This window comes from Shinella sp. G-2 (genome assembly GCF_050172695.1).
GTDB lineage: Bacteria > Pseudomonadota > Alphaproteobacteria > Rhizobiales > Rhizobiaceae > Shinella.
Genome location: NZ_JBBEYH010000035.1, coordinates 1 through 25,084, shown reverse-complemented (window position 1 = coordinate 25,084; position 25,084 = coordinate 1). Strand labels below are relative to the sequence as shown.

The following is a 25,084-nucleotide window of genomic DNA, read 5'->3' as shown; positions in this document are numbered from 1 at the left end:
CGGCGGGTGTTCAGGTCTCGAGGCCGAGCGGATCGGCCACACGCGGCCACAGGTCGAGGCGGGCCTTGCGGTAGGCCGTCGTGGCGGGGTCCGTCGGATATGAGGTCGGTGCGGCCACATAGACGATCTCGGAGGAGATGGGCTGGAAGCCGGCATGAAAATGGTTGGTCGACTTCACCAGCAGGAAGGCCTTCTTCGTGAAGTCCACACCCTGGTTGGAGAAGATGTCCGGTTCATAGGTCTGGGTACGGCTGGTGATCAGCACGATATCGATGGTCGTGCCGAGCGGACGCACCACCGCCGCCGCACCGAGCGTCACGCGGCTGTTGCGGAAACTCTGCCAGCCGGCATCGAACACGGCCTGGACCGTGACGCGCAGGTCGAGCGGCTCGCCGCCCTCCGGTCCGGACTTGCCGCCGAAGCGCAGCGCCAGCTCCGCGCCTTCCCCCGCCGCATGGCAGAAGGAAACGGCAATCGGATCCCAGATGGTCGCGACGCCGACATTCTCGAAACCCCGCTCGATCATGCGGCGCAGGATGAAGGTCGCATCGCCCGCAACGCCGCCGCCCGGATTGTCCCAGACATCGGCGATGACGACCGGCACGTCCGGCCGCTCGGCGCGCACCGCCATGGCCCGGTCGAGTCCAGCCTCGGTGCCGAGCATCGGCATCGCGGTCTCCCTGCGCATGCCGTAGAGCTCGCGACCCAGCTTTTCGGCCAGAGCGTCGCCCTTCGCCTTGTCGCCATCCGTGACGGCGACGATGCGCGTGCCCATATCCGGCACATCGCCGGCCATGAAGCCGTGAATGACGGAGAGCGACAGAATGCCGTCCTTGCCTTCCATCGCCTTCAGACGGTCGACGAAGGACCGCATGGGCTCGCGGCTGGTCGGGTAGATGGTGATCATGCGGCAGTCGAAGGTGGAGACGACGGGCTTGATCTCACCGCGCAGCGTGCGCAACGCCAGCTCCACGACATGCTCGCCGCGCTCCTCGAAATCCGTGTGCGGAAATTCGAGAAAGGCCGCCATGATATCGAGATTGGCGACGCGTTTGGCGGTGAGGTGGCTGTGCGGATCGAATTCGACGGCGATCAGCACGTCGGAACCGACGAGATCGCGGATGCGGGCGAGGAAATCGCCCTCCGGGTCGTCATAGCCCTGCGCCACCATGGCGCCGTGCAATCCAAGGACGACGGCGTCGACGGGAAGGGCCGCGGCCAATTCGCCGATGATCCGGTCGCGCAGCGTCTCGTAGGTCTGGCGCTGGATGAGGCCGGCAGGTTCTGCCCAGCAGGACGTGCCTTCGATGACGGTGAACCCTTCCGCCCGGCCACGCCGGCGCAGGATCGGCACGACGGAAGAGCAGAGCGTCGGCGTATCGGGATGTTCGCCCGGTCCGGCATAGAACGCCGCCTTGAAAGCGTTCATATCCGTCGGCACGGGTGAAAACGTGTTGGTCTCGGTGGCAAGCGAGGCCGTGAAGATGCGCATGTGTGACCGTTCCCGCTGCATTCGGCCGCGCGAAGACACGGTCGGCTTTCGCCGACCTGCCGGGCCGTCTGCCCGCCGCGTTCCGAAGAATGTTCCCGTTGCTCGTCTCATCGCTTGGGCGATGTAATTTGTTTTCTCGATAATGCGATAATTTCACAAAAAGTCAATATAAGACCCAGGAAATGCGCGACATGATGTAATCCGTTTTCTAATCACGCATCATTGGTGAAAAATTTTCATCGTAAATGGCGTCATCAATTCGCATCACCAGGAAGCACGCAAGAAATCCTGCTTGTTTATCAAGTCGCTCCCTTGACGCAGCGCCCTTAACTGCCGAAATCGCCATGTAAACGCGCCAATACGGCGTGAAAATCACGCCCGAAAAACCGCGGAAATTTTCACCAAATCCCGGCCCGCGCCGTCACAGATGACGCCGTCAAGAGAGAATAAGAAAAAGAATTTCAGTGAATCTTTTACATTCCCGCGACGACTGACCATCCCACGATCGCCACCCCGGAGGGCACCCCCCCTCAAAAGGCGACCCGCAGCGGCTACCCCTGCGTCCGCAGCGCATATTTTCACACAGACACACCATTGCCGCCGGCTGGCGCTGTGTTATGAAATGGCAGACGAGAAATTCATTTTCATTCGCGCAAGTCCGTTTCGCAGGCGGGAGGATCTGATGGACCTTTTTCACGCACTGTCGGATGAGGAGGGCAAGCTGTCCGGCCTCGACAGGAAGCTTGCACAGATCACGATCGACGACGTCGACTTCGTCATGAATGCCTCGATCGGCGAACTTGCCGAGCGCGTTGGCGTCTCCCCGCCCACCGTCACCCGCTTCTGCCGCCGTCTTGGCTGCAAGGGGTTCCCGGATTTCAAGGTGCAGCTCGCCAAACTCACCTATGTGGGCCTGCGCTACGTCAAGCCGGAAGTGCCGACCGAAACCCCCGATGAAGTGGCCAAGGACATCATTGCCAAGGCGCAGAACGCGATGTTCCAGTTGCACCGGCAGCTCGACGTCTCCGCGCTCGAAACCGCCGCACGGCTTCTGCGCGGCGCCGCCTTCATCCACGCTTTCGGCGCAAGCGGCAATTCCGCGATGATCGTCAACGAGCTGCACAACAGGCTCTTCCGCCTCGGGTGCCGTATCCACGCCTCGAACGATCACAACATGAACGCGATGCTTTCGGCTGCCGCCCAGCCCGGCACCGTGGTCTTCGGATCCTCGTTTACCGGCCGCGACCCCGCGCTCGTCCACTGCCTGGACCTCCTGCGCCAACGCGGCGTGCCGACCATCGTCATCACGCAAAGCGGATCGCCCGTCGCGGCCGCGGCGGACGTGGTCATCGCCATCGACCTGCCCGAGGGCAAGAACATCTTCCGCCCGACCTCGACGCGCTACGCCTATCTCGCGGTCATCGACATGCTGGCCAATCTCGTCGCCTATGCCGACCGGCCGAAATCCTTGAAGACGCTGCGCTCCATCAAGGAGGAGCTGGTCAGCCGCCGCGACGGCGATGACCGTCAACTTCTCGGCGATTGAGTCAATTCAGACGAGAAATGATGCCAAACGGGCACGGCCAACGTCAAAACAGCGCCGCGCGCGGCCTGAAAAGCCAATTTTCTTGCCGTATGACGGATAAATAAATTATACCGTTTTTATATGTTTTTCGCACTTCGGTGCCTAGAATGAGCCGGAATCACCCCGCAAAGGTGTTACCGTCAATCTTCCCGAAGAAGACGGATCGAAACCACCGGATGCCCCGCGCGTCCACGCTGCCGCACATGCCGATGGAAAGCAGGCTGAAATGCTGACGAAAAAGGGAAAATACGGATTGAAGGCCCTCGTGGACCTCGCGCGCCTCGCGCCGGGCGAAACGGCTTTCGTCAGCGAGATCGCGCTGCGCAACAACATTCCGAAGAAGTTCCTCGACACCATCCTCCTGGAACTGCGCAATGCCGGCATGCTGCGCTCCAAGAAGGGGCCGGGCGGCGGCTATTCGCTTTCCCATCCCGCGTCGGAAATCCGCATCGGCCATGCCATCCGCGTGCTCGACGGTCCGCTGGCGCCGATCCGCTGTGCAAGCCGCACGGCCTATGAGGCCTGCGAGGACTGCGCCGATCCGGAAGCCTGTCAGGTCCGCCGCGCGATGACCGAGGTCCGCGACGCCATCGCCTCCATCCTCGACACGATGACGCTCGAACAGTTCGTCGCCGTGCCGGGTGCAGCCGCGATGATCGACGACGAAGAGCTGGAAAAGCGCGCCGGCTGACCCCGCTTAGGGATCGAGTTCCGGGTAGTGCCGGAAGAGATCGCTTTCGTTCGGAGGAAGGCGCCGATCGCTCTTCAGATAGGCCTTGATGCGGGGCAATTCGCCTGTCACCGCGCAAAGGGCGTTGATCCGTCCATAGCCGGGACCGAGCCGTTCCATCAGATTGGGAAAAGCATACCGCAGCCCGCTCATCGCCTGGAAGAGCGACAGGTCGGCATAGCTGAGACCCTTTCCAACGAGATGCGCGTCGCCATCCGGGTTTCGCCTGAGGATCGTTTCGAACCAGTCCAGGAATTTCGGGACACGCTCGTCGCGAAATTCCCTGGCCCGGCGCAATGATTCCGGCTGCTGGTCCTCATAATATTGCCCTGCACCGATCGGGTGATGCACGTCGTGTCCTTCCAGCACGAAATCGGCAATGGTGAGCTGTATCTGGTGCGCCCACAGACGAAGCCGTTCGTCTTTCGGTGCAAGATCGAGCTTGTCGCCCAGATAGAGCAGAATAGCCGCCACCTGGCCGACGACGAGGTCGCCATCCTTCAGGAACGGCGGCGCGAAAGAGGGTGTCGCCACCCGCTTGCTCATCGCCGCTATCACCCCGTCGCCCTCTTCGCGTGCGACATCGCGATAGGATGCGCCCGCCGCCTCGAGAGCCAGACGGACATATTCTCCGCGACCCTGAATACCGGTCCAGTAGTAGAGTTCATAGGTCATGGGGCCTCCGCTCGCTCGGGACATCTTCCGGACAATCGACCGTCGACACGTCACTGGCTTCATCGTAAGCAGATGGCGCGCGCAACCGAACGGACAAGTCCATGCCGGATATTTCCACGCTCCTGACCTTCGCCCTTGCCTTGCTTGTGCTGGAGGTCACGCCGGGGCCGGACATGATGCTGGTGCTTGCGCGCGGCATCGGGCAGGGCCGGCGCGTCGCGCTGCTGACCGTCGTCGGCATGGTTTTCGTGGCAGGGGTCGTGCAGGTTGCGCTGCTGGTGCTCGGCGTCGCCTCGCTGCTGAAGGCCTATCCCGCGAGCCTCCTCGTGCTGCAATGGGCAGGCGCGGCCTATCTTCTTTATCTCGGCGCGAAAATGATCGCGGCAAGCCGGCGCACAGGTGAGCGACGACGCCCCGAAACCGCCGGCATCTCCGACCGGGCGGCCATTCGCGACGGCACGATCAACAGCCTCACGAACCCCAAGTCGCTGCTCTTCATGTTCGCCTTCCTGCCGCAGTTCGTTGACCCGGAGGCGGGCCCCGTCTGGCTGCAACTCGCGCTGCTCGGCACGGTCCAGAAGCTGGCCGGCGTGCTGTCGCTCGGCGGCGTGGCGCTTGCCTCCGGCACCGTCGGACAGATGCTCTATCGCCGCCCGGGCTTCCTGCAATGGCAGGAGCGTTTCACTGGCCTCGTCATGCTTGGCCTTGGTCTTCGCCTCCTGCTTTCCGGTAGCGGCAGCGCTTCCGCTGCGCCTCTGCCGGCGCGCTGATCAGACGTCCACCGGCCGGGCCGTCTGGCCGTTCACACCGAAGACGCGCCGATAGCGCGCGATTTCCGCCGGATCTCCGGTCGCCTTGAGCGGATTGTCCGAAAGCTTCACCGCCGGGCGGCCATTGGCGCTCGTCACCTTGCAGACCAGCGAGATGGGGTCGAGGCCCGTGCCGCCGTCCGGATCGCAGCCGCGGAAATCGTTGGTGAGGTTGGTGCCCCAACCGAAGCTCATTCGTACGCGGCCGTGGAAATGCCGGTAGGTCTCCTCGATCGTGTCGACGTCCATGCCGTCGGAGAAGATCAGCAGCTTTTCGCGCGGATCGCGGCCCTTCTCCTGCCACCAGCGGATGATCTGCTCGCCGCCCTCGATGGGCGGCGCGCTGTCCGGGCGAAAACCGGTCCAGTCCGCCACCCAGTCCGGCGCATTGGCAAGAAAGGCCGTGGTGCCATAGGCATCGGGCAGCGCGATGAGAAGATTGCCGTTATAGTGCTGCCGCCACTCCTCGAGCACCTGATAGGGCGCACGGGCCAGCGCGGCATCATCGTCCGCGAGCGCCGCCGCCACCATCGGCAATTCATGCGCGTTGGTACCGATCGCTTCCAGGTCCGCATCCATGGCGAGCAGCACGTTCGAGGTGCCGATGAAACGCGCGCCAAGCCCTTCCTTCAGCGCCTCCACGCACCAGCGCTGCCACAGGAAGCTGTGCCGTCGCCGCGTGCCGAAGTCGGAAATGACGAGATCCGGCAGGAGCCGCAGCCGCTCGACCTTCTCCCAGAGCCGCGCCTTGGCGCGCGCATAGAGCACATCGAGCGCGAAGCGCTCCTTGCCGCGCATGGCGGCGCGGGACTTCAATTCGTTGATGATGGTGAGCGCCGGGATTTCCCACATCATCGTGTCCGTCCACGGCCCGTCGAAATGCAGCTCGTACTGACCGTCCACCTTGCGCAGCTCGTAATCCGGCAGGCGGAAGGCGGCAAGCCAGGCGATGAAGTCGGGGCCGAACATGCGCGCCCTGCCATAGAAGCTGTTGCCGGCGAGCCAGATCAGCTCTTTCTTCGTGAAGCGCATGCTGCGCGCATGATCCAGTTGCGCGCGCAGTTCCCCCTCATCGATGATGTCGGCAAGGCGGACGCGTGTCGTGCGGTTGATCAGCGAAAAGGTGGCGCTCACGTCCGGGTGCATCTGCCGGATCATCTGCAGCATCAGAAGTTTGTAGAAATCCGTATCGAGCAGGCTGCGCACGATCGGGTCGAGCCGGAAGTTATGATCGTAGGTTCGGGTCGCGAAATCGGTAACGGCCATGCCGGCTCCTGGTCGATGGCGGACGGGTATCTACAAACCAGCCTTATCGAACGAACCGGCGATTGCAACCCCGCAAGGCATCAGCGGACCGGGGACGGTTCGGATCGAATTTCGGATAGCCACTCATCGTTGTCGGTGCGCCGCTCGCAAGCAACGGCATTCAAAGTTTGCCTGCCCCCGCCAAAGACAATGCTGTGTAAGGTTTTCCCAATGGGACCGAAGGAAGGGTTGCCTGAATGGCCACGGATCGGTTCTACCGTGCCCTGGGAAAACGATGGATCTGAAAAGACCGGAATCGGCGTTATGCCCGACTTCGGCATGAACAGGCACCGAACCAAATGCCCAGGGCGTCACCGGTGATCACACAAGAACTCAAAATGGTTCGCTCAGAATGCGATCTTTGCGCTCTGGCTGTCAGGTTGCACTGTCCCAGACGAGGCGCCCGCCTATCACTGTTTTCAGCACTTTAAGGTCAGCGATGGCCTCTGGGTCAATCGCGAGGGGATCGCCTGAAAGCACGATGAAATCGGCCAGTTTTCCCTCCTCCAGGCTCCCTTCCTGCGTCTCCCTGTGGCCAGCGAAGGCCGCCCCGAGCGTATAGGCATGGAGCGCCTGCTCAACAGTGATTGCCTGCTCGGGCACCCAACCGCCAGCCGGCTTGCCGTCGCGGCTGCGGCGCAACACGGCGTTGCGGATGCCGACAAGCGGATTGAGGTCAACGATCGGCCAGTCCGTTCCGAATGCTACAGCCCCGCCGGCATCGATGACGCCACGGACGGGGAAGGCGCGCGGCAGTGCGGATGCTCCGGCCCGCACCTCCCAGAGGCCTTCCATGCCGAGCCACTGGTCGCGCGGATAGATCATCGCCGGTTGAAAGCTCGCGATTGCACCGATCTCACCGAAGCGGCCGATGTCGCGAGCAGTCGGAATTTCGGCATGTTCAACACGCGGACGCAAGACATGCGAACGCTCCCCATCCGCGGCATAGGCATTCAGCGCCATCTCGATCGCACCGGTTCCGATGGCATGCGTCCAGACTTGGAAGCCGCTCGCCTGCGCACGGGCAACGGCCGCATTGTAGTCCTCAGCGCTCCACAGCAGTGTACCGACCTCATCAGGCCGGTCGGCATAGCCTTGCGGCATCGAACCGGTATGGGATTCCAGGACGCCATCGAGAAAGAACTTTATCACGCGGGCGTCCAGGAAATCCTTGTCGAGCGACCGGCGCCAGCTATCGACCCGCGCCAGCACCATTTCGATATCCGCGTCGGGACCGACAATGCTCGACAAGGTAAAGCGTAGCGTCAGGGCATCTTCACTGTGCAGTGCAGCCAGTAGCGGAACCGCCTCGTCATCCATCCCCGCGCTTTGCACCCGAGCGATACCGAGCCGGTTGGCTTCGGCGATGCTGCGCTGCAGTGCGGCGCGAAGATCGGCCTCGGAATATTTTGGAAGCAGTTCATCGAGATGCAGCCAAGCGGTTTCCTTCAACCAGCCAGTCGGAACGCCGGCCGCGTCGCGCACGATCTCGCCGCCCTTCGGATCGGGTGTCTCACGGGTGATGTTCGCCATCTCCAGGGCCCTGCTGTTGGCCCAGGCTGCATGGGCCATGCCGGAACGCAGAAAGACGGGTCTGTCCGAAACGACCGCGTCCAGCAGGGAACGATGAAAGACGCCGCCCGGGAGGTCCGGATAGGCATAGCTGAACTCGTTGCCGACGATCCAGGGCCGCTCGGGATAGGCATCCGCATAGGTTCTCACGCGATCGAGCAATTCGGCGAAGGTCTTCGCCTCGCGCAACTGCACTTCGTCGAGATAGCGGCTGCCCCATGCAAAATGCACATGCGCATCGATGAAGGCCGGCATGACGAACCGGCCACCGAGATCCATGATTGCAGCATCGGAGGAAGCCCTGGCCCGCACATGCAGGCTGCTCCCGATCGCGACGACCCGCCCGTCCCGAACCAACATGGCTTCGGCTTTCGGGTGCGCGCTGCCCATTGTGTGGATGCGGCCATTTTCATAGAGGGTTTCGCTGGTCATGACGTCTCCCGTGACGGGCACCTCCGCCCGCACGCCACTGTCGGGCGGGCAGAGGGACAAAGCAATTCGGGTTTTTCAAAGCCTTGCTTCGCTCATGCCATTGCATGACCAGCATGTTGTCGCTGCGATTGCTTGAATGAGACAATGTCTTCCATTCGGCAGGCGGGGCGCGGAACTTCGTTCCGGCGCTTTCGCGTCCGTATTCCCCTCGGAGCTATCGAGGCTTGCCCGCTTTGCTTGAACGTGGAGCCTACATGTACTCCTCAGACATACGGGAAAGGTCGCCCCACACTGCCTGCGCAAATCCCCGTAGAACTGAAATTTCGAAATCCTCGACATCGAGGCGCGTGAGGTGGGCTGAGACGTGGCCGATCAAGGTTACCACCGATTTTCCGGGCGGGAAGGCTTCCGGATCGAGATCGACCCCGGTGCCTTTCGACAGCACGTTTACGGCCATCGGCCCTTCCAGCCGCATGCGCACGCGGCCATGGCTCTGATCGATTCCACTCGCCAGCGGTTCAAGCGCGGCAAGTAACCGCTTTCGATCCGCATGGGTGGTCGGTTGGTCGCCAATCAGCAGCCATTGGCAGGGCGAAAGGGTGCGCGCTGCCAATCCGGCTTCGCCGGCGAGCCGTTCGACGCGCGCCGTCTGGTCGGGTGCGGCAGGACCAGCGATTACCTGGAGTATCGTCCCTTCGGAAAGCGACGAAAGGCGGATGCCGGACGAGGCAAGGGGCGCTTGATCGGCGAGGACGGGAAGGGCGGTAAGATCAGGCATGGAGCTTCTCATTCTCGGGATCGAAAAATACGGGCGGGCAGAGCCTTGCGGCGGTGAACTCGCCCTTGAGACCATTCCAGACGGTGACCTCCTCGCCATGCCGTTCGTCGCCGCGTTTGACCAGCGCCAGGCCGATCGTCGAGCCGACATGCGGGGAATAGGCACTGGACGTCACATACCCCTCGTCATTCTCCAACGTGGCAACGGCGTCCCGAGCGAGGATATGCGCGCCGGTCCGGAAGGTTTTGCCGGGGTCGAGCGGCACGACGCCGACGAGGCGCGGCCGATCCGGTGCCGAAAGGCCCTCGCGCTGTAACATGGCCTTGCCGATGAAGTCCGGCTTGGCGGGGGAAACCATCCTGCCGAAGCCGAGATCGGCGGGCACGACCGTTCCATTGATCTCGTTGTGGGTGACGTGTCCCTTTTCGATGCGTAGCACGCTCAGCGCCTCGACGCCGTAGGGCATGAGACCTTCCGTTCGCCCTGCCGTCATCAGCGTCTCCGCGACGCTGTCGCCATAAGCCGCCGGAACGGCGAGTTCATAGGCGAGTTCGCCGGAGAAGGAGATGCGGAAAAGCCTGCCATTCAAGGCGCCGCCGAACAGCGAGACCTCGCGCGCCGCCAGATACGGGAAGGCTGCATCGCCGATATCCTCATCGACGATCGCCTGCAGGATTTTTCGGGATTTCGGTCCGGCGAGTGCCATCTGCGCCCATTGGTCGGTGACGGAGGCAAGGCGGACGTCGAGATCCGGCCACAGCGCCTGGGCGCAGAATTCCAGATGGTTCAGGACACCCGCCGCATAGGCCGTTGTCGTCGTCATGAAGAAACGGTTTTCCTCCAGCCGGCTCGTCGTGCCGTCATCGTAGATCATGCCATCCTCGCGCAGCATCAGCCCATAGCGGGCCTTTCCGACCGGCAGCTTCAGGAAAGCGTTGCAGTAGACACGGTTGAGGAATTCGGCGGCGTCGGGACCGCAGATCTCGATCTTGCCGAGCATCGACACGTCACAGAGCCCGGCATGCCGGCGCACGTTGACGACTTCGCGATCGACACTTTCGCGCCAGTCTTTTTCGCCGGCGCGCGGGAACCATGCGGAGCGATACCATAGGCCGGTTTCGACGAAGACCGCGCCGTGCCTCATCGCCCAGTCGTGCAGCGGCGAGCGCCGGACAGGCTGGAAATGGTCCCCGTGATGCGCGCCGGCAAGCGTTCCGAAGGAGACCGGCGTATAGAACGGACGGAAGGTGGTCGTGCCCACCGCGCCCGGCGAAATGCCGCGTGCCTCGGCGAGGAGCCCGATGGCATTGACGTTGGAGAGCTTGCCCTGGTCGGTCGCCATGCCGCCCGTCGTGTAGCGCTTGGCAAGCTCGACATGGCCGTAGCCCTCCTTGACCGCGAGATCGAGATCCTTGCGGTGCACGTCGTTCTGATAGTCGACGAAGACCTTTCCCTTGATGCCGGGGATCGACCAGAGCGTTTTTACGGGCGCGGTCTCGGGCCCATCGCCTTCGACCGGACCGAACGTCGCGGGCGTTGCGGCAAAGCCGAGCGTGGCCGCAACCTCGGCGCCTCGCTGCGCGCCGTCATCGATGCAGGCGGCGAGCCCGTCGACGCCCCGGGCCGCACCGGCAGGTACGAGACCGTCCAGGCCGACCGGCGGCAGGAAGCCGGCCTTCTCCTCGGACCAGACCGGCCTGCCGCCGCGATGACAGGCGAGATGGATGATCGGACTGAAGCCACCGGACATGGCGAGCGCGTCGACCTTCAACCGCTCCATGCGGCTGCCGCTGCGGATATCGATGGCGGCAAGGCATCTGCCGCCATGGGCATCTGTGACGACGGCATCGCGCAGCACGCGCGCCTTGCCCGCATAGGCCGTACCGCCGGCAGTCCGAGGATCGACGATGACGGGAACGCAGACGCCGCGCGCCTCGAGGTCCGCCGCCAGTCGATAGCCGCTGTCATTGGCGGTGAAGATCGCCACCGTCCTGCCGGGGGCAACGGCGTAGCGGTTGAGATAGGTGCGCATGGCGCCGGCCATCATGACGCCGGGGATGTCGTTGCCGCCGAAGACCAGCGGCCGCTCCTCTGCGCCGGTCGCCAGGATCGCGCCCCTGGCGACAATGCGCCAGAGGCGCTCGACCGGGCGGGATGGCGACGGTAGCGCGACATGCTTCTGCACGCGCTCGACCGCCCCGAAGACGTTGCCGTCATACCAGCCGAACACGGTGGTCCGCGTCAGCAAGGTGACGTTGGGCAGAGATCGCAACTCGTCCAGACAGGCGTCGGCAAAGGCCGGTGCGGGCGTGCCCCCGATGGCGGCGGTTTCCGCCAGCAGCGATCCCCCGGCGATCGCGTGCTCATCGGCAAGAACGACCCTGGCGCCGGCGCGGGCGGCCGTGAGCGCCGCTGCGAGGCCGGCCGGACCGCTGCCGATGACCAGCAGATCGCAATGCGCCCAGCGCTTGTCGTAGATGTCCGGGTCGGCCTCGCGCGTCGCCCGGCCGAGGCCGGCGGCCTTGCGGATGAAGGGCTCGTAGACCTTTTCCCAGAACGGTGCAGGCCACATGAAGGTCTTGTAATAGAAGCCGGCACCGAGGAAGGGCGAGGCGAGACCATTCAGCGCGCCGATATCGAAGGCGAGAGAGGGCCAGCGGTTCTGGCTGCGGGCCTCGAGGCCGGCATAGAGATCCTGCATGGTCGCACGCGTGTTGGGCTCCGTGCGGCCGCCGCTGCCGATGGTCACCAGGGCGTTCGGCTCCGCCGCCCCGGCGGTGAGAATCCCGCGCGGGCGATGATATTTGAAGCTGCGGCCGACCAGCCGGCAGCCATTGGCGAGCAGCGCCGAGGCGAGGCTGTCGCCCTGGACGCCCTGCATGGCCCTGCCGTCGAAGCGGAAAGGAAGGGGTTGGCTGCGGTCGATCAGGCCACCCTGCGGCAGGCGATAGGAGGTCATGCGGCCTGCCCTTTCGCTGCCGCGGCATCCCGCGAGGCGTTGACCTGATGGGTGACGGTATCGCGGCATACGACCAGCCAGCGACGGCAGCCGGCGGTGTGGTGCCAATATTCCTCATAGGCGCCGCGCGGATTTTCTCTCAGGTAGACGTAGTCGAACCAGCTGTCCGGGCCGGCGTCCGGCGCCGGACGCGCCAATGCCGCGCCCTTGACGGTGAATTCTTCTTTCGGGCGCGGTCCGCAATGCGGGCAGGGCACAAGGCTTGCCATGTCGATGCTCCTTGATCGGTTCGTCAGTGCAGGTTGGGCTGGGCGCCCTGGCCCTTTTCGTCGAGAAGATGGCCGCGTCGGAAGCGGTCGAGGCGGAAGGCCGCCGCCGTTTCCTGCGGCGTGCCGCGCGCCAGAAGATGGGCGAAGCAGAAGCCGGAGGCAGGGGTCGCCTTGAAGCCGCCATAGCACCAGCCGGCGTTGAGATAGAGGTTGTCGATGGGGGCGCGGTCGATGATCGGTGAACCGTCCATCGACATGTCCATGATGCCGCCCCAGGCTCGCAGAACCCGTACCCGCGAGAGCGCCGGGATCATTGCCTTGCCGGCCTCGGCAACATGCTCGACGGTCGCGAGATTGCCGCGCTGGGCGTAGGAGTTGTAACCATCGATGTCGCCACCGAAGACCAGGCCGCCCTTGTCCGACTGCGAGACGTAGAAATGTCCCGCGCCGAACGTGACGACGCCGTCGATGAAGGGTTTCAGCCCTTCGGTCACGAAGGCCTGCAGGACATGACTTTCCAGTGGCAGCTTGAGATCCGCCATGCGGGCGACCTCGGAGGAGTTTCCGGCCGCCGCAAGCGCCAGCTTGCCGCAACCGATGAAGCCCCGGCTGGTCTCGACGCCGGTGACACGCCCGTTTTCGCGCCGGATGCCGGTGACCTCGCAGCCTTGAATGATATCGACGCCACGGCTGTCGGCGCCGCGTGCATAGCCCCAGGCCACGGCGTCGTGGCGCACGGTGCCGCCGCGCCGCTGTAGCAGCCCGCCCCTGACGGGAAAGCGGGCATTGTCGAAATCGAGGAAGGGCACCATGCGGCGCACCGCCTCCCGGTCCAGCAATTCGGCATCGACACCGTGCAGGCGCATGGCATTGCCGCGCCGCGTGAAGGCGTCGCGCTGGGCATCGGAATGGTAGAGGTTGAGCACGCCGCGCTGCGAGACCATCGCATTGAAGTTGAAGTCCTGCTCCAGCCCCTCCCAGAGCTTCATCGACAATTCGTAGAACGGGTTGTTGCCGGGCAGCAGGTAGTTGGAGCGGATGATCGTCGTGTTGCGGCCGACATTGCCGGACCCGATGTAATTCTTCTCCAGGACCGCGACATTGGCGATGCCGAATTCCCGGGCGAGATAATAGGCCGTCGCCAACCCATGCCCGCCGCCACCGACAATGACGATATCGTAGTGCGGCTTCGGTTCCGGCTGGCGCCAGGCAGGCTTCCAGTTGCGGTTGCCGCGAAGGCCGTTCCAGAAAAGAGAAAAGGCGGAGTAACGCATGGCATCGCTCGTCGAAAAGAGGCGGTTTCCTTTTCGTAGCAGCGATGGGAATTACCTATATTACATCATAGGGACAAATTCGTATAGATTTGGGCCATGTCTCTGCTCGACACGCGCAACGTTCAACGGATCGGCTTCGTACTCCTGCCGAATTTCGCCTTGATGTCCTATGCCTCGGCAAGCGAACCGCTGCGCGCGGCAAACCTCATTGCCGGTAGCCCGCTCTACGAGATCGTGCCGCTTTCGGCAGACGGCCAGCCGGTCCGCAGTTCCGCCGGGCTGGAAATCACCTGCGGACGTCTTGCCGATCTCGGCGGCACCTGCCACACGCTGCATGTCTGCGCGGGTGGCAACCCGGCTGACTGGCAGGGCAGCACCGCGCTGCATGCCCCGTTGCGGAAGTTCGCCCGCGACGGGGTGCGCATCGGCGGCATCTCGAGCGGTGCTTATATTCTGGCTGCGGCCGGACTGCTCGAAACCTGCAACTTCACGATCCATTGGGAGCATGCGCCGCTTCTGCGCGAGACCTTTCCGCACCTTGCCCCGCGCCAGGCGCGCTTCGTCGTGGACGGCGGGCGGGTGACCTGCGGCGGCGGCGTGGCGCCACTCGACATGATGCATGCCGTCATCGCCGAGCGCATGGGCGCGGATTTCGCCCGCCGTGTCAGCGACTGGTATCTTCACACGGCCGTCGCCGAACCGGCAGATCCCCAGCGCGGCTCCGCGGCTGAGCGCTACGGCACCCATCATCCGGCGCTGCTGACCGTTCTGGAGAAAATGGAAACGGCGATCGAAAATCCACTTGGCCGGACGGAAATGGCAAGACTTGCCGGCATCAGTCCGCGCCATCTCGACCGGCTTTTCCTGACACATCGAGGGGAAAGCTTCCTCGATACCTACCGTGCGATCCGCCTGTCGCACGGCCGGCGTCTCCTCGAGCAAAGCCCACTGTCCATCGCCGAAATCGCCTATGCCACAGGGTTCTCCAGTGCCGGCCATTTTTCCCGCGCCTTCAAGGCCGCTTACGAACAGACACCGTCGGCAGCGCGGCGCTAGAGTTTGTCAGGGAAAAGTGGGAACCGGTTTTCCCGAAAAGGCAAACGAAAACAAAAGAATTTAGAGCATGTCTGGTTCAATCTGAACCTGACATGCTCTAGTTGCGGAGCCGTTCGGCGACCAGGGCCGGAATTTCCTTCAGGGCGAAGGCGCGAAAAGCGGCGGCGATCGGGGAGGGCGGCACGTCGCGCCGCTCGACCAGTCCCACCCGGCGGCTCGCCGCCGCATCGGCAAGGTCGAGCGCCGCCACGCCCTCATGGGTACCGTGCATGGTGAGCGAAGGCAGAATGGTAAGGCCGAGGCCCGCCTTCACCATCGCAACCAGCGAGGTGACATTGTAGACCGTGATCAGCGACTGCGCCGAAAGCTGCCTGTAATCCTCCGCCTCGATCCTGTCGGAGGCGCCGTTGCGGATCAGCGTCGTCGCGTTGAGGTCGCTCCATCCGACGGGGCGGCCCAGGCGGCAAAGATCGTGATCATCCTTGCAGAGCAGCTTGAAGCGGTCGGAAAAAAGCGGCGTGAATTCCACAGCCCCGCCGCCACGGCTCTCTCCGGCAATGCCGAGGTCGGCGACACCGCTTTCCACCATGCGGCGCACCTGCGCGCTGTCGATGTCGAACAACTCCACCTGCACCTGCGGCCGGGTTTCGAGAAAGCGTTGCAGGATCGGCGGCAGCACGTTCGTCGCCACCGATGGCACCGAGGCGATCGACAGGCTGCCGATCCGGCTGTGCGCGAAGGCGCGCATGATGCTGACGGATTTGTCGAAGCTGCGGATCTGTTCGCGGCCGAGATCGAGCATCAGGTTACCGAGGGCGGTCAGGCTGTTCTTGCGGTCGGTCTGGAACAGCGGACCGCCGATTTCGTCTTCCAGTTGCTTGAGCGTCATCGATACGGCCGAGGCCGTGCGGCCGACGGCATCGGCCGCGTCCTTGATGTTCCCGCTCTCCGCCACCGTGACGAAGACCCGCAATGCTTCCAGCTTGATCATGACGCCCACTTCAATTCTTCTGAAATTGATAACAGAAATATCCGCTTGATTGAAGCGCACCGCTGGCGGATTTTTCGGTCCAGACAGAATGGAGACCGCACATGGCAGAACGCTACGCCAACCTGATCGGCGGACAATGGAGGCAAAGCGAACGCTTCCATGAAAACCGCAATCCGTCCGATATCACGGACCTGATCGGCCTCTATGCGCAGGCGGATGCAGCCGATGTCGAGGAGGCGGTCGCTGCCGGCCGCAAAGCGATATCGGCCTGGCGGGCCGTGGGACTGGAACAGCGGCAGGCAGTTCTGAACCGGATCGGCACCGAGCTGATGGAGCGCGCCGCCGAGCTTGGTGAGCTGCTGTCGCGTGAAGAGGGCAAGCCGCTGGCCGAAGGCCGCGGCGAGGTGTTCCGCGCGGGCCAGTTCTTCACCTATTATTCGGCCGAAGTGCTGCGCCAGCTCGGCGAGAATGCGGATTCGGTGCGTCCCGGTATCGAGATCGACATGCGCCGCGAGCCGATGGGGCTGGTCGCCGTCGTTTCGCCCTGGAACTTTCCGACCGCGACGGCCAGCTGGAAGATCGCGCCCGCGCTCGCCTATGGCAACGCCGTCATCTGGAAGCCGGCCAACGAGACCCCGGCTTCGGCCTATGCGCTCGCCGATATCATCCACCGCGCCGGCCTGCCGGACGGGACGTTCCAGCTTCTGATGGGGCCTGGCGCCGTCGTCGGAAACGGGCTTGCCGGCCACCGCGGGGTCGATGCCATCACCTTTACGGGGTCCTACGAGGTCGGTTGCCAGGTCGCGGTTGCGGCCGCTGCCAACCTCACCAAATTCCAGCTGGAACTCGGCTCGAAGAATGCGCTGCTCGTCATGGACGATGCCGATATCGACCTTGCCGTGGCGGCATCGATCGGTGGCGGCTATTCCGGCACCGGGCAGAAATGCACAGCCTCGTCACGCCTCGTGGTGCATGAGGCGGTTCACGACCGCTTCGTCGAGAAGCTTGCGGGCGCCGTTGGCGCTTTGAAAGTCGGCCATGCGCTGGGGGACGGTACGCAGGTCGGCCCGGTCGTGAGCGAGCGCCAGCTCGCGGCGAACCTCGCCTGGCTGGAGCGCGCCCGCGCCGCCGGTGCCGAGGTCGCCGTCGGTGGCGAGCGCCTGCAACTTGTCCATGACGGCTTCTACATGGCGCCGGCCCTGTTGACCGGCACGACCAATGCGATGGATTTCAACCGCGAGGAAATGTTCGCGCCGATCGCCGCCGTACAGAAGGTCGGCTCCTACGAGGAGGGGCTTTCCATAGTCAACGACACCCGCTTCGGCCTCGTCGCCGGCATCTTCACCCGCTCGCTCGCCCGCGCCACGCATTTCCGGCGCCATGTCGAGACCGGTTGCGTCACCGTCAACCTGCCGACGGCGGGGACGGACTATCACGTGCCGTTCGGCGGACGAAAGGATTCGAGTTTCGGCTCGCGTGAACAGGGCCGTTCGGCGGCCGAGTTCTACACCCAGGTCAAGACCGCCTATATCCGGGCGGGGGAGCCGGAGTAAGGCCATGGACGCGAAGATCGCCAGCCCCCTCGTCGACTGCCTGCAATATGCCAACTGGAGCCCGAGCGTCTTTTCCGAGATGCGGGCAGGCGGCGTGCATGCGGTGCATGCTACCATCGCCTACCACGAAAATTTCCGCGAAACGGTGGCCAATATCATCGCCTGGAACCGGCATTTCGAGCGCCATCCGGATCTCATCTTTCCCGGCCGCTCCGGCAGCGATATCGAGCGCGCCATGCGGGAAGGGCGCACGGCCATCTTCTTCGGCCTGCAGAACCCGTCGCCGATCGAGGATGATATCGGCCTCATCGAGGTCTGCCACATGCTCGGCGTCCGCTTCATGCAGCTCTCCTACAACAACCAGTCCTTGCTTGCCACCGGCTGCTATGAGGGGGAAGATCCCGGTGTCACCCGCTTCGGCCGGCAGGCCATTGCCGAGATGAACCGCGTCGGCATGGTCATCGACATGAGCCATTCCGCCGAACGCTCCACCTTGGAGGCAATCGAGATTTCGACGCGCCCGATCGCCATTACCCATGCCAACCCGCACTGGTGGCATCCGGCGCTACGCAACAAGTCCGACACCGTGCTGAAGGCGCTGACGCGGTCGGGCGGCATGCTTGGGCTGTCGCTTTATCCGCATCATCTGAAGGACGGTTCGAACTGCACGCTGGAGATTTTTTGCGCCATGGTCGCCGAGACGGCATCGCGCTATGGCGCCGAGCATATCGGCATCGGCAGCGACCTGTGCCAGGACCAGCCGGATTCCGTCGTGACATGGATGCGCAACGGGCGCTGGTCGAAGGCAACGGACTACGGCGAAGGATCGGCGGCAGCGGCAGGCTTCCCTCGGCAACCGCATTGGTTCAACAGCAATGCGGACCTTGGAAACCTGCGCCATGGCCTGCGCAATGCCGGCTTCTCCGAAGAGGAAGTGGGCGGCATCATGGGTGGCAACTGGCTGCGGTTCTACAATGCATCCTTCGGGCCGATGCCATGACCGGCCGCGCACGCGAGCTTGCGACAGGACCCGTTCTGGCGCTGCGTTCACCTGACGTCGTCATGCGCCTGCAACGGATGGGAGCCTCCTTCCCGACGCGGCTGAGTTTCCTGCGCAGCCTGACCCGCCGTCTCGCCGCAAGCGGCACGAGGGTGCGCCGCCCGGTCTGGACCATGGACGATGCGGGTTTCGGCGATGCGGTCTACACGCTCACGCTCGGCGGGCATGATTATAGTCTGGTCGCCTTTTCCTGCCCGCTTACCGACGACCAGCGCTCCGACCGCGTGATCGCGGAAGCATGGGATACGAGCTACGTGCTCTATGACGGCGTCCCCGACGCCGCGGAGATCGACCGGCTGCGCGCGAATGCGCCGCGGCAGGAGGCAGGTCGGTTCGGTCCACGGGACCTTGTTCTCAGCCGCGCCAACAAGTCCGTGCGCTTCTTCGAGCATGTCGTCGACAGTCTCGCCCAGGGCCGCCAGCCGGAGAGGCATCGCCTCGGCGAAGTCGGCTACCTGCTGCGCACCACCGCCGTCTACGGCAATGGCAAATTCGGCATAGCCGACCGTTTCGTGCTGGCGGCGCGGGAAGGCCTGGCTGGTCCCTTCCAGGCGGAGATGCTGACCGTCTGGCTGATCCGCGAATTCTCCCACGACCTCGTCGAACATGTCGCCCGGTGCAGGGCCCCGGAAACCTTCGTGCCGCTTGCTCCCGACCTTCGCCGCCATATCGGCGTCGGCAATTCCACCGGTCTTGGCATGGCGCCGTTCCTGGCCAACCATCCGATACTCCTCAACAACTGGATGCACGCCCGCGAAACGGCTCTGGCCCGGGTGCGGGCGAAGCCCTATCTGGATGCGGCGGCGCTGAACCGGCTTGCCGACCTCAGGCTGCAGGCGATGCTGCATCTCGATCAATGGGCTGTCGAGGACGAAGCCCTGATGGCCCGCATCCTTCGCCTGCGCGAGGAATGGGTCGAGGCTGGAAGCTGGATCGACCCGGCAAGGCTGCTGGCGACGTCCTACCCGGTCGCCGCGTTGCTGGATCGTTCGCAATCCCAGTCCGTGGATTTCCAGGAATTGCTGGCTGCGCTCGTCATCGAAATGGCGGGCGCGGAGAACGACGACCTTGCGGACGGCATGGCGGCCGCGCAGGAAGGGACGTTCGAGCCGGGCATGCCCGTTGCGGCCCTGCGCCGTCTGCTGCACGCACACTACGGCTGGGCCATGGCCGTCGCCTTTGGCGCGCCGGCGGAGACCGCCCAATTCTGGTACGTGTCGGAGGAGAAGTTGGAGCCCCGCCTTGGCCGCCGCGCAGAGGAGCCCGGCGCGGATCTGGAACTGCCGCTCGATATCGCCCGGCAGGTGCAGCGGCTTGCCGCCGATCTTGCGCGAGCGCCGGATGGGCAAAGCATCGCCGCTTTCCTCGCGCGTTTCCCGCAACATCGGCACATCGCACGCCGCATCCAGACGACGGCGTCCGCGCCCTATGCGGAAATCCGCGACAACCTTCTGTCGGACCGCTGCCTGCCCATAGACATGCTGCGCTGCAAGCTCGCCTTCTTCGGCGCCTCGAAGTTCGATCCGCGCTCGGATCGCTGGACCCGCATCACGCTTTTCCAGGGCGCGCCGACGGCAGGTGAAATCTCGGCCGGCGAAACCGACGACTGCTGGCTTCCGGTGCTGCCATGACGCAAATCTTTCTTTCCTACAACGAAGTGCAGTCGCTGGCCCGCAAGGCCGCCCGTGGTGCCGGCCTACCCCAAGGGGTGGCGGATGAGATCGGCAGTGCCGCCCTGTGGCTCTCTGCGCGTGGCGTCGACGCCCTCGGAACCGTCGTCGCGACTGTTGATGGAGATCCCCGCGGCAGCCAGGCAATTCTGGCTGGTCAGGCGGCCATCGATGCGCTGTGCTGCGGAGAGACCGAGCGGATCTCCCTCCAAAATCGAACGGAAGGCTTGCTGCTGATCGGCCTTGCCGGCGCAGCGGCGATGGATGCCATGCTGCCCCTCGCGCTGGAATGCGCAAACGGCGATGTCGTCCCGCTCGCCGGCGTGCCTGACGTCTGCAGCCTGATGTCCGACATAGCGGCCCTGCGCCGCCTGCCTGACGGTGGCGCATCCGTCTGTCCGGGAACGCCGCGGCCTGCGGCGACCAATGCCGCGGCCTATGCTGCCGCTCTCGGCCTGGCCGCCAGGACCTATGTGCCGGCCTCGGAATTTTCGCGTGCCCGGGGCGCGGGCGCCGGCACCACCGACAACGATTGAGGATGTTCCCATGACGGACCGGATGATGACGCTCGCCGCGATCGAGCAACTGTGCCTGCGTGCCTTGGTGGCCGCGGGCGCCCGCGAGGACAACGCCGCCGCCGTTGCCCGCTCGACGATGTTGGCGGAACGTGACGGGATTCGCAGCCACGGACTGCTCTACGTGCCGATCTATGCCGAGCACATACGCTGCGGCAAGGTCGATGGCATGGCGCGGCCGGTGGTGTCGCAGCCGCGTCCCGGTGCGGTCGTCGTCGATGCGGCGACCGGCTTTGCCCATCCCGCGATCGACGCCGGCTGGTCGGGTTTCATCGCCGCGGCGCGCGAGAATGGCGTGGCAGCGATGACGGTGTTCAACTCGTATAATTGCGGCGTGCTCGGCCATCACGCCGAGCGCATCGCCGAGGCGGGCCTGCTGGGGCTGTGCACCACCCATGCGCCGGCTTCCATCGCGCCGCCCGGAGGACGTGTGCCGGTCATCGGCACCAATCCGTTTGCGCTTGGCGTTCCCGACGACGCGGGCGGGGCGGCGCTCATTCTCGACCAGTCGGCGAGCGTCGTGGCGAAATCCGAAATCCTCTTGCGGTCACGCGAAGGCAGGCCCATCGAACCCGGCTGGGCGATCGACGCCAGCGGCGCACCGACAACCGATCCGGCCGCGGCCCTCAAGGGCTCGATGCTGCCGGCGGGCGGGCACAAGGGCTTTGGCGCCGGCCTCCTCGTGGAAATCCTCGCCTCCTGCCTGTCGGGTGCGGCCTTGAGCAAGGATGCCAGCCCGTTTTCCGGCACGTTGGGCGGGCCGCCGAAAACCGGCCAATGCTTCATTGCGTTCGACCCTTCCGCCTTTTCGGAAGGCTTTGCACATCGGGTTTCGAACCTCGTCGAAGCGATCGCGGCGCAGGATGGAGCCCGCCTTCCCGGTGGCCGTCGGCAGGCTGCGCGGCGGCGGACGGAACGGGAAGGCGTGTCAGTCGACGCTGCCCTGATCGAGCGGATCGAGTCGCCCTATCGCTAAAGTTTTTCTGAAGTCGGGATCAGTTATTTCGGTTTGATAAAAGTGGCTGCTTTCGACATCGTAACCGTCAAGACCACCACAACAGAACAAAGGGAACGGACATGAAGATCAAGACATCCATTCTTGCGGGCGCTTGCCTCTCCTGCATGGTTCTCGGCGGCACTGCGGCTCAGGCTGCCGAATGCGGCACGACCGACCCCATCACCGTCGCTGAAATGACCTGGCTTTCCGCGGGCACGCTGGCCTATGTGACCAAGGCGATCCTCGCCGAAGGGTACGGCTGCAACGTCCAGATCGTGCCCGGCGACACGGTGCCGACCGCCTCCTCCATGCTGGCCAAGGGCGAGCCGGACATTGCGCCGGAACTCTGGGTATCCACCGTCAAGTCGACCTGGGACCAGATGCTGGCGAAGGGCACCGTCTACAAGGCCGGCGATATCTTCGCCAGCGGTGGCCAGGAGGGCTGGTGGATTCCGGACTATGTTGCCGAGGCACATCCGGAAATCCGCTCCGTCAGCGACCTCAAGGACAATTGGAAGGTGTTCGAGGACGAGGCGAATACCGGCAAGGGCCGCTTCTACGCCTGCCCGCCCGGCTGGGGCTGCGAAATCATCACCAACAACCTCATCAAGGCGCTCGGCCTCGAAGAGACCTATGAGATCTATCCGACCGGTTCCGGCGCCAATCTGAAAGCGACCATCGCCCGCCAGGTATCGCGCAAGAAGCCGTTCATCGGCTGGTACTGGGGCCCGACCGAGGTGATCGGCAAGTACAAGCTCAAGGTCCTCGATATGCCGGCCTATGACGCGGCCAAGTTCACCTGCCTCACCGACGCCAAGTGCGAAAAGCCGGAACTGACCGGCTGGGCGGTCGGCGAGGTCGCCGTCGCGGCGACGACGAGCCTGAAGGAAAAGGCGCCTGCCGTCGCCGAATTCCTGTCGAAGATGCAGGTGCCGAATGCCGAGATCAGCGACGTTCTGGCCTGGGGCGACGACAACAAGGCCTCGCCTGAGGAGGTCGCCACCTACTTCTTCAAGAACTACGAGGCGATCTGGAGCAAGTGGGTTCCGGCCGACGTCGCGGAAAAGGTCAAGGCCTCGCTCTGAGGCCCTCCAGGCAGGGTCGCCGACCTGATCGCGCGGCCATGAAAATACCCTCTGCCGGCGGGTCGTGACGCCGGCAGAAGTCTCCTTCGAAAGGCGTGTGCCGTGGCAGACAATTTCCCTGAACTCATCGACACGCGTGGTCTGCGTTTCGCCATCGATGACGGTTTTAGCTGGATCGTGACGAATTACGGCGACACGTTCGAACGCCTGCTGATGCCGCTGCTCAAGCTGCTCAGCGCGCTCGAAGCCTTCCTGCAATGGCTGCCCTGGTACGTCACCATCGCCGCCATCGCGGCACTGACCTGCTCGGCCTCCAGGAGCCTGAAGGCGACAGCCGGCGCCGTGGCGATGCTTGTCTTCATCGGCGCGCTCGGGCTTTGGAACGACGCCATGGCGACGGTGGCGCTGATGCTCGCAGCAACGGTGGTGGCAGTGGTGGTCGGCATTCCGATCGGCATCCTCATGGCACGCTCGGACTGGCTTCGCTCGATGGCGCTGCCGCTGCTCGATATCATGCAGACGCTCCCGATCTTCGTCTATCTGATCCCCTTCGTCATGCTGTTCGGCCCGGGAAAGATTCCGGCCATCCTCGCCACCGTGTTCTTCGCCATCCCCCCGGTCATCCGCCTCACCGATCTCGGCATCCGCCAGGTCGATGGCGAAGTGGTGGAGGCGATCGTCGCCTTCGGCGCGACGCCGCGACAGAAGCTCTTCCGGGTACAGATCCCGCTCGCCCTGCCGACGATCATGGCCGGCATCAACCAGACGACGATGATGGCGCTCTCCATGGTGGTCATCGCCTCGATGATCGGCGCGGGCGGCCTCGGCTACCAGGTCTTGCAGGGCATCCAGCGGCTGGAGGTCAGCCGCGGCCTCATCGCCGGCATCGCCATCGTATTCCTCGCCGTGATCTTCGACCGTATCGCGCAGTCTTACGGGCGGCGCGCCCAAAAACATCTTGCCAGCGGGGAGTGAGACCGTGAGCGCTTCCGACGTCAAAATCCAGGTCGACAAGGTCTACAAGATTTTCGGCAACCGGCCGGACGATGCGATTGCCGAACTGAGGGCCGGGGCGCAGAAAGCCGAGGTCTTGCAGAAGACCGGGTGCGTCGTCGGCCTCAAGGATATCGATTTTTCGATCCGCCGTGGCGAAACCTTCGTCATCATGGGCCTTTCAGGCTCCGGAAAATCCACGCTGATCCGCCACTTCAACCGGCTGATCGAGCCCACCGCCGGTCGCATTCTCGTCGACGGCCGGAACATCATGGAGATGAACGCGAAGGAACTCATCGCTTTCCGCCGCAACGGCATTTCGATGGTCTTTCAACGCTTCGGTCTGCTGCCGCACCAGACGGTTCTGGAGAACACGATCTGCGGGCCGATCCTGCAAGGCATGAACCGACGCGAGGCGGTGGCGCTTGGCATGGAACAGCTGGAGCTTGTCGGGCTCAAGGGCTTCGAGAACCGCTTTCCGCGCCAGCTTTCCGGCGGCATGCAGCAGCGCGTCGGCCTTGCCCGGGCGCTCGCGACAAAGGCGGACGTGTTGTTGATGGACGAGGCCTTCAGCGCCCTCGACCCCTTGATCAAGAGCGACATGCAGGAGCAGTTGAAGGACATCCAGGCACGGCTGAAAAAGACCATCATCTTCATCACCCACGACCTCGATGAGGCCCTGCATCTCGGCGACCGCATCGCCATCCTGAAAGACGGGGAACTGCGCCAGGTCGGCACGGGCGAGGAAATCCTGTTCCGCCCCGCGGACGACTATGTCGAACGTTTCGTGCGCAAGGTCGATCTGTCGCGCGCGCTCTACGCCCATGAAGCCTTTGAAAAGGTTCCGGTCCTGACGGAGGCGGATGCAACATCCGAGCGATCCTCGGCATTGCTGCGTGACCATCCTGGCGTCATCGTCACCAATGGCGTTATGCCGCGCCTTCTGGCACGCGGGACTGCTGGCACGGCCGTACCGGTGGCATCCGTCGATGCCGGAGCCGCCATCGGCCATTGCTTCCCGCTGCTCGCAGCGCAGGACGCCATCCTCGTCATGGAGAATGGGGCGGCGGTCGGCATGCTCACACGCGAAATGGCCTTCAAGGCGCTTTCCCGCTCCGCACGCGCGGCCTGAATTCCGCCTTTCCATCCAAGAGAATGATCCCGATGAAGAGCCATGTGCTGACCGTATCCTGCCAATCGACCCGCGGCATCGTCGCTGCGATC

21 protein-coding genes are annotated in these 25,084 nt (G+C 64.1%); 12 read left to right on the top strand and 9 right to left on the bottom strand.

Annotation, left to right across the window (positions count from 1 at the left end):
- Positions 1-10: 10 nt before the first annotated feature.
- A complete protein-coding gene (locus V8U06_RS27405) occupies positions 11-1,492 on the bottom strand; it encodes a M81 family metallopeptidase (RefSeq protein ID WP_427143368.1) in 1,482 nt (493 codons plus the stop codon).
- A 682-nt stretch (positions 1,493-2,174) separates the two neighbouring features.
- Between V8U06_RS27405 and V8U06_RS27400 the strand changes: the two genes are divergently transcribed.
- Complete coding sequence (locus tag V8U06_RS27400; RefSeq protein WP_226922456.1) at positions 2,175-3,038, top strand: MurR/RpiR family transcriptional regulator; 864 nt, start codon at positions 2,175-2,177, stop codon at positions 3,036-3,038.
- A 265-nt stretch (positions 3,039-3,303) separates the two neighbouring features.
- Positions 3,304-3,768: an RrF2 family transcriptional regulator gene (locus V8U06_RS27395; RefSeq protein ID WP_427143367.1), complete on the top strand. Its 465-nt coding sequence runs from the start codon at positions 3,304-3,306 to the stop codon at positions 3,766-3,768.
- A gap of 6 nt (positions 3,769-3,774) precedes the next feature.
- On the opposite strand, the gene V8U06_RS27390 is transcribed toward V8U06_RS27395, so the two are convergent.
- Positions 3,775-4,482, bottom strand: coding sequence for a glutathione S-transferase (locus V8U06_RS27390; protein ID WP_427143366.1), 708 nt, complete (start codon positions 4,480-4,482; stop codon positions 3,775-3,777).
- Between the two features lie 101 nt (positions 4,483-4,583).
- Here V8U06_RS27390 and V8U06_RS27385 point away from each other — a divergent pair, with 101 nt between their 5' ends.
- Positions 4,584-5,252, top strand: a complete 669-nt coding sequence (locus V8U06_RS27385) for a LysE family translocator (protein WP_427143365.1) — start codon at positions 4,584-4,586, stop codon at positions 5,250-5,252.
- Here V8U06_RS27385 and pncB read toward each other — a convergent pair whose 3' ends face one another.
- The 6 genes from pncB to V8U06_RS27355 form a co-directional block, all read right to left on the bottom strand.
- Complete coding sequence (gene pncB / locus V8U06_RS27380) at positions 5,253-6,557, bottom strand: nicotinate phosphoribosyltransferase (RefSeq protein ID WP_427143364.1); 1,305 nt, start codon at positions 6,555-6,557, stop codon at positions 5,253-5,255.
- A 414-nt stretch (positions 6,558-6,971) separates the two neighbouring features.
- Positions 6,972-8,600, bottom strand: a complete 1,629-nt coding sequence (locus V8U06_RS27375; protein WP_427143363.1) for an amidohydrolase — start codon at positions 8,598-8,600, stop codon at positions 6,972-6,974.
- A gap of 250 nt (positions 8,601-8,850) precedes the next feature.
- Positions 8,851-9,378 (bottom strand): sarcosine oxidase subunit gamma family protein, encoded by a 528-nt coding sequence (locus tag V8U06_RS27370; protein ID WP_427143362.1) that lies wholly within the window; start codon positions 9,376-9,378, stop codon positions 8,851-8,853.
- On the bottom strand, positions 9,371-12,337 hold the full coding sequence (locus tag V8U06_RS27365; RefSeq protein ID WP_427143361.1) for a sarcosine oxidase subunit alpha family protein: 2,967 nt from the start codon (positions 12,335-12,337) through the stop codon (positions 9,371-9,373). Before V8U06_RS27365 ends, V8U06_RS27370 begins: the two co-directional genes overlap by 8 nt.
- Complete coding sequence (locus V8U06_RS27360; RefSeq protein ID WP_427143360.1) at positions 12,334-12,606, bottom strand: sarcosine oxidase subunit delta; 273 nt, start codon at positions 12,604-12,606, stop codon at positions 12,334-12,336. The genes V8U06_RS27365 and V8U06_RS27360 overlap by 4 nt, the downstream gene beginning before the upstream one ends.
- A gap of 23 nt (positions 12,607-12,629) precedes the next feature.
- Positions 12,630-13,880 carry a sarcosine oxidase subunit beta family protein gene (locus tag V8U06_RS27355; protein ID WP_427143359.1) on the bottom strand — a complete coding sequence of 417 codons (1,251 nt, stop codon included), beginning with the start codon at positions 13,878-13,880 and terminating at the stop codon, positions 12,630-12,632.
- Positions 13,881-13,976: 96 nt separating this feature from the next.
- Here V8U06_RS27355 and V8U06_RS27350 point away from each other — a divergent pair, with 96 nt between their 5' ends.
- Entirely contained in the window at positions 13,977-14,936 is a 960-nt protein-coding gene (locus V8U06_RS27350) for a GlxA family transcriptional regulator (protein ID WP_427143358.1), read from the top strand.
- Between the two features lie 97 nt (positions 14,937-15,033).
- Here the strand turns inward: V8U06_RS27350 and V8U06_RS27345 are convergent, their stop codons facing one another.
- Complete coding sequence (locus V8U06_RS27345; RefSeq protein WP_427143357.1) at positions 15,034-15,927, bottom strand: LysR family transcriptional regulator; 894 nt, start codon at positions 15,925-15,927, stop codon at positions 15,034-15,036.
- A gap of 101 nt (positions 15,928-16,028) precedes the next feature.
- Between V8U06_RS27345 and V8U06_RS27340 the strand changes: the two genes are divergently transcribed.
- The 8 genes from V8U06_RS27340 (at position 16,029) to V8U06_RS27305 (ending at position 24,992) form a co-directional block, all read left to right on the top strand.
- Positions 16,029-17,480 (top strand): aldehyde dehydrogenase family protein, encoded by a 1,452-nt coding sequence (locus V8U06_RS27340; RefSeq protein ID WP_427143356.1) that lies wholly within the window; start codon positions 16,029-16,031, stop codon positions 17,478-17,480.
- A 4-nt stretch (positions 17,481-17,484) separates the two neighbouring features.
- Positions 17,485-18,480, top strand: coding sequence for a membrane dipeptidase (locus V8U06_RS27335; RefSeq protein ID WP_427143355.1), 996 nt, complete (start codon positions 17,485-17,487; stop codon positions 18,478-18,480).
- A complete protein-coding gene (locus tag V8U06_RS27330) occupies positions 18,477-20,171 on the top strand; it encodes a hypothetical protein (RefSeq protein ID WP_427143354.1) in 1,695 nt (564 codons plus the stop codon). The genes V8U06_RS27335 and V8U06_RS27330 overlap by 4 nt, the downstream gene beginning before the upstream one ends.
- The gene (locus V8U06_RS27325; protein WP_427143353.1) at positions 20,168-20,746 is read left to right on the top strand and encodes a DUF3726 domain-containing protein; all 579 of its coding nucleotides are present in this window, start codon (positions 20,168-20,170) and stop codon (positions 20,744-20,746) included. The genes V8U06_RS27330 and V8U06_RS27325 overlap by 4 nt, the downstream gene beginning before the upstream one ends.
- Before the next feature lie 10 nt (positions 20,747-20,756).
- Positions 20,757-21,761: an Ldh family oxidoreductase gene (locus tag V8U06_RS27320; RefSeq protein ID WP_427143352.1), complete on the top strand. Its 1,005-nt coding sequence runs from the start codon at positions 20,757-20,759 to the stop codon at positions 21,759-21,761.
- A gap of 101 nt (positions 21,762-21,862) precedes the next feature.
- Positions 21,863-22,867, top strand: a complete 1,005-nt coding sequence (locus tag V8U06_RS27315; RefSeq protein ID WP_226922490.1) for a glycine betaine ABC transporter substrate-binding protein — start codon at positions 21,863-21,865, stop codon at positions 22,865-22,867.
- Positions 22,868-22,969: 102 nt separating this feature from the next.
- The gene (locus V8U06_RS27310) at positions 22,970-23,842 is read left to right on the top strand and encodes an ABC transporter permease (protein WP_427143351.1); all 873 of its coding nucleotides are present in this window, start codon (positions 22,970-22,972) and stop codon (positions 23,840-23,842) included.
- Positions 23,843-23,846: 4 nt separating this feature from the next.
- Entirely contained in the window at positions 23,847-24,992 is a 1,146-nt protein-coding gene (locus V8U06_RS27305; protein WP_226922492.1) for a quaternary amine ABC transporter ATP-binding protein, read from the top strand.
- The last annotated feature ends 92 nt before the right edge of the window (positions 24,993-25,084 follow it).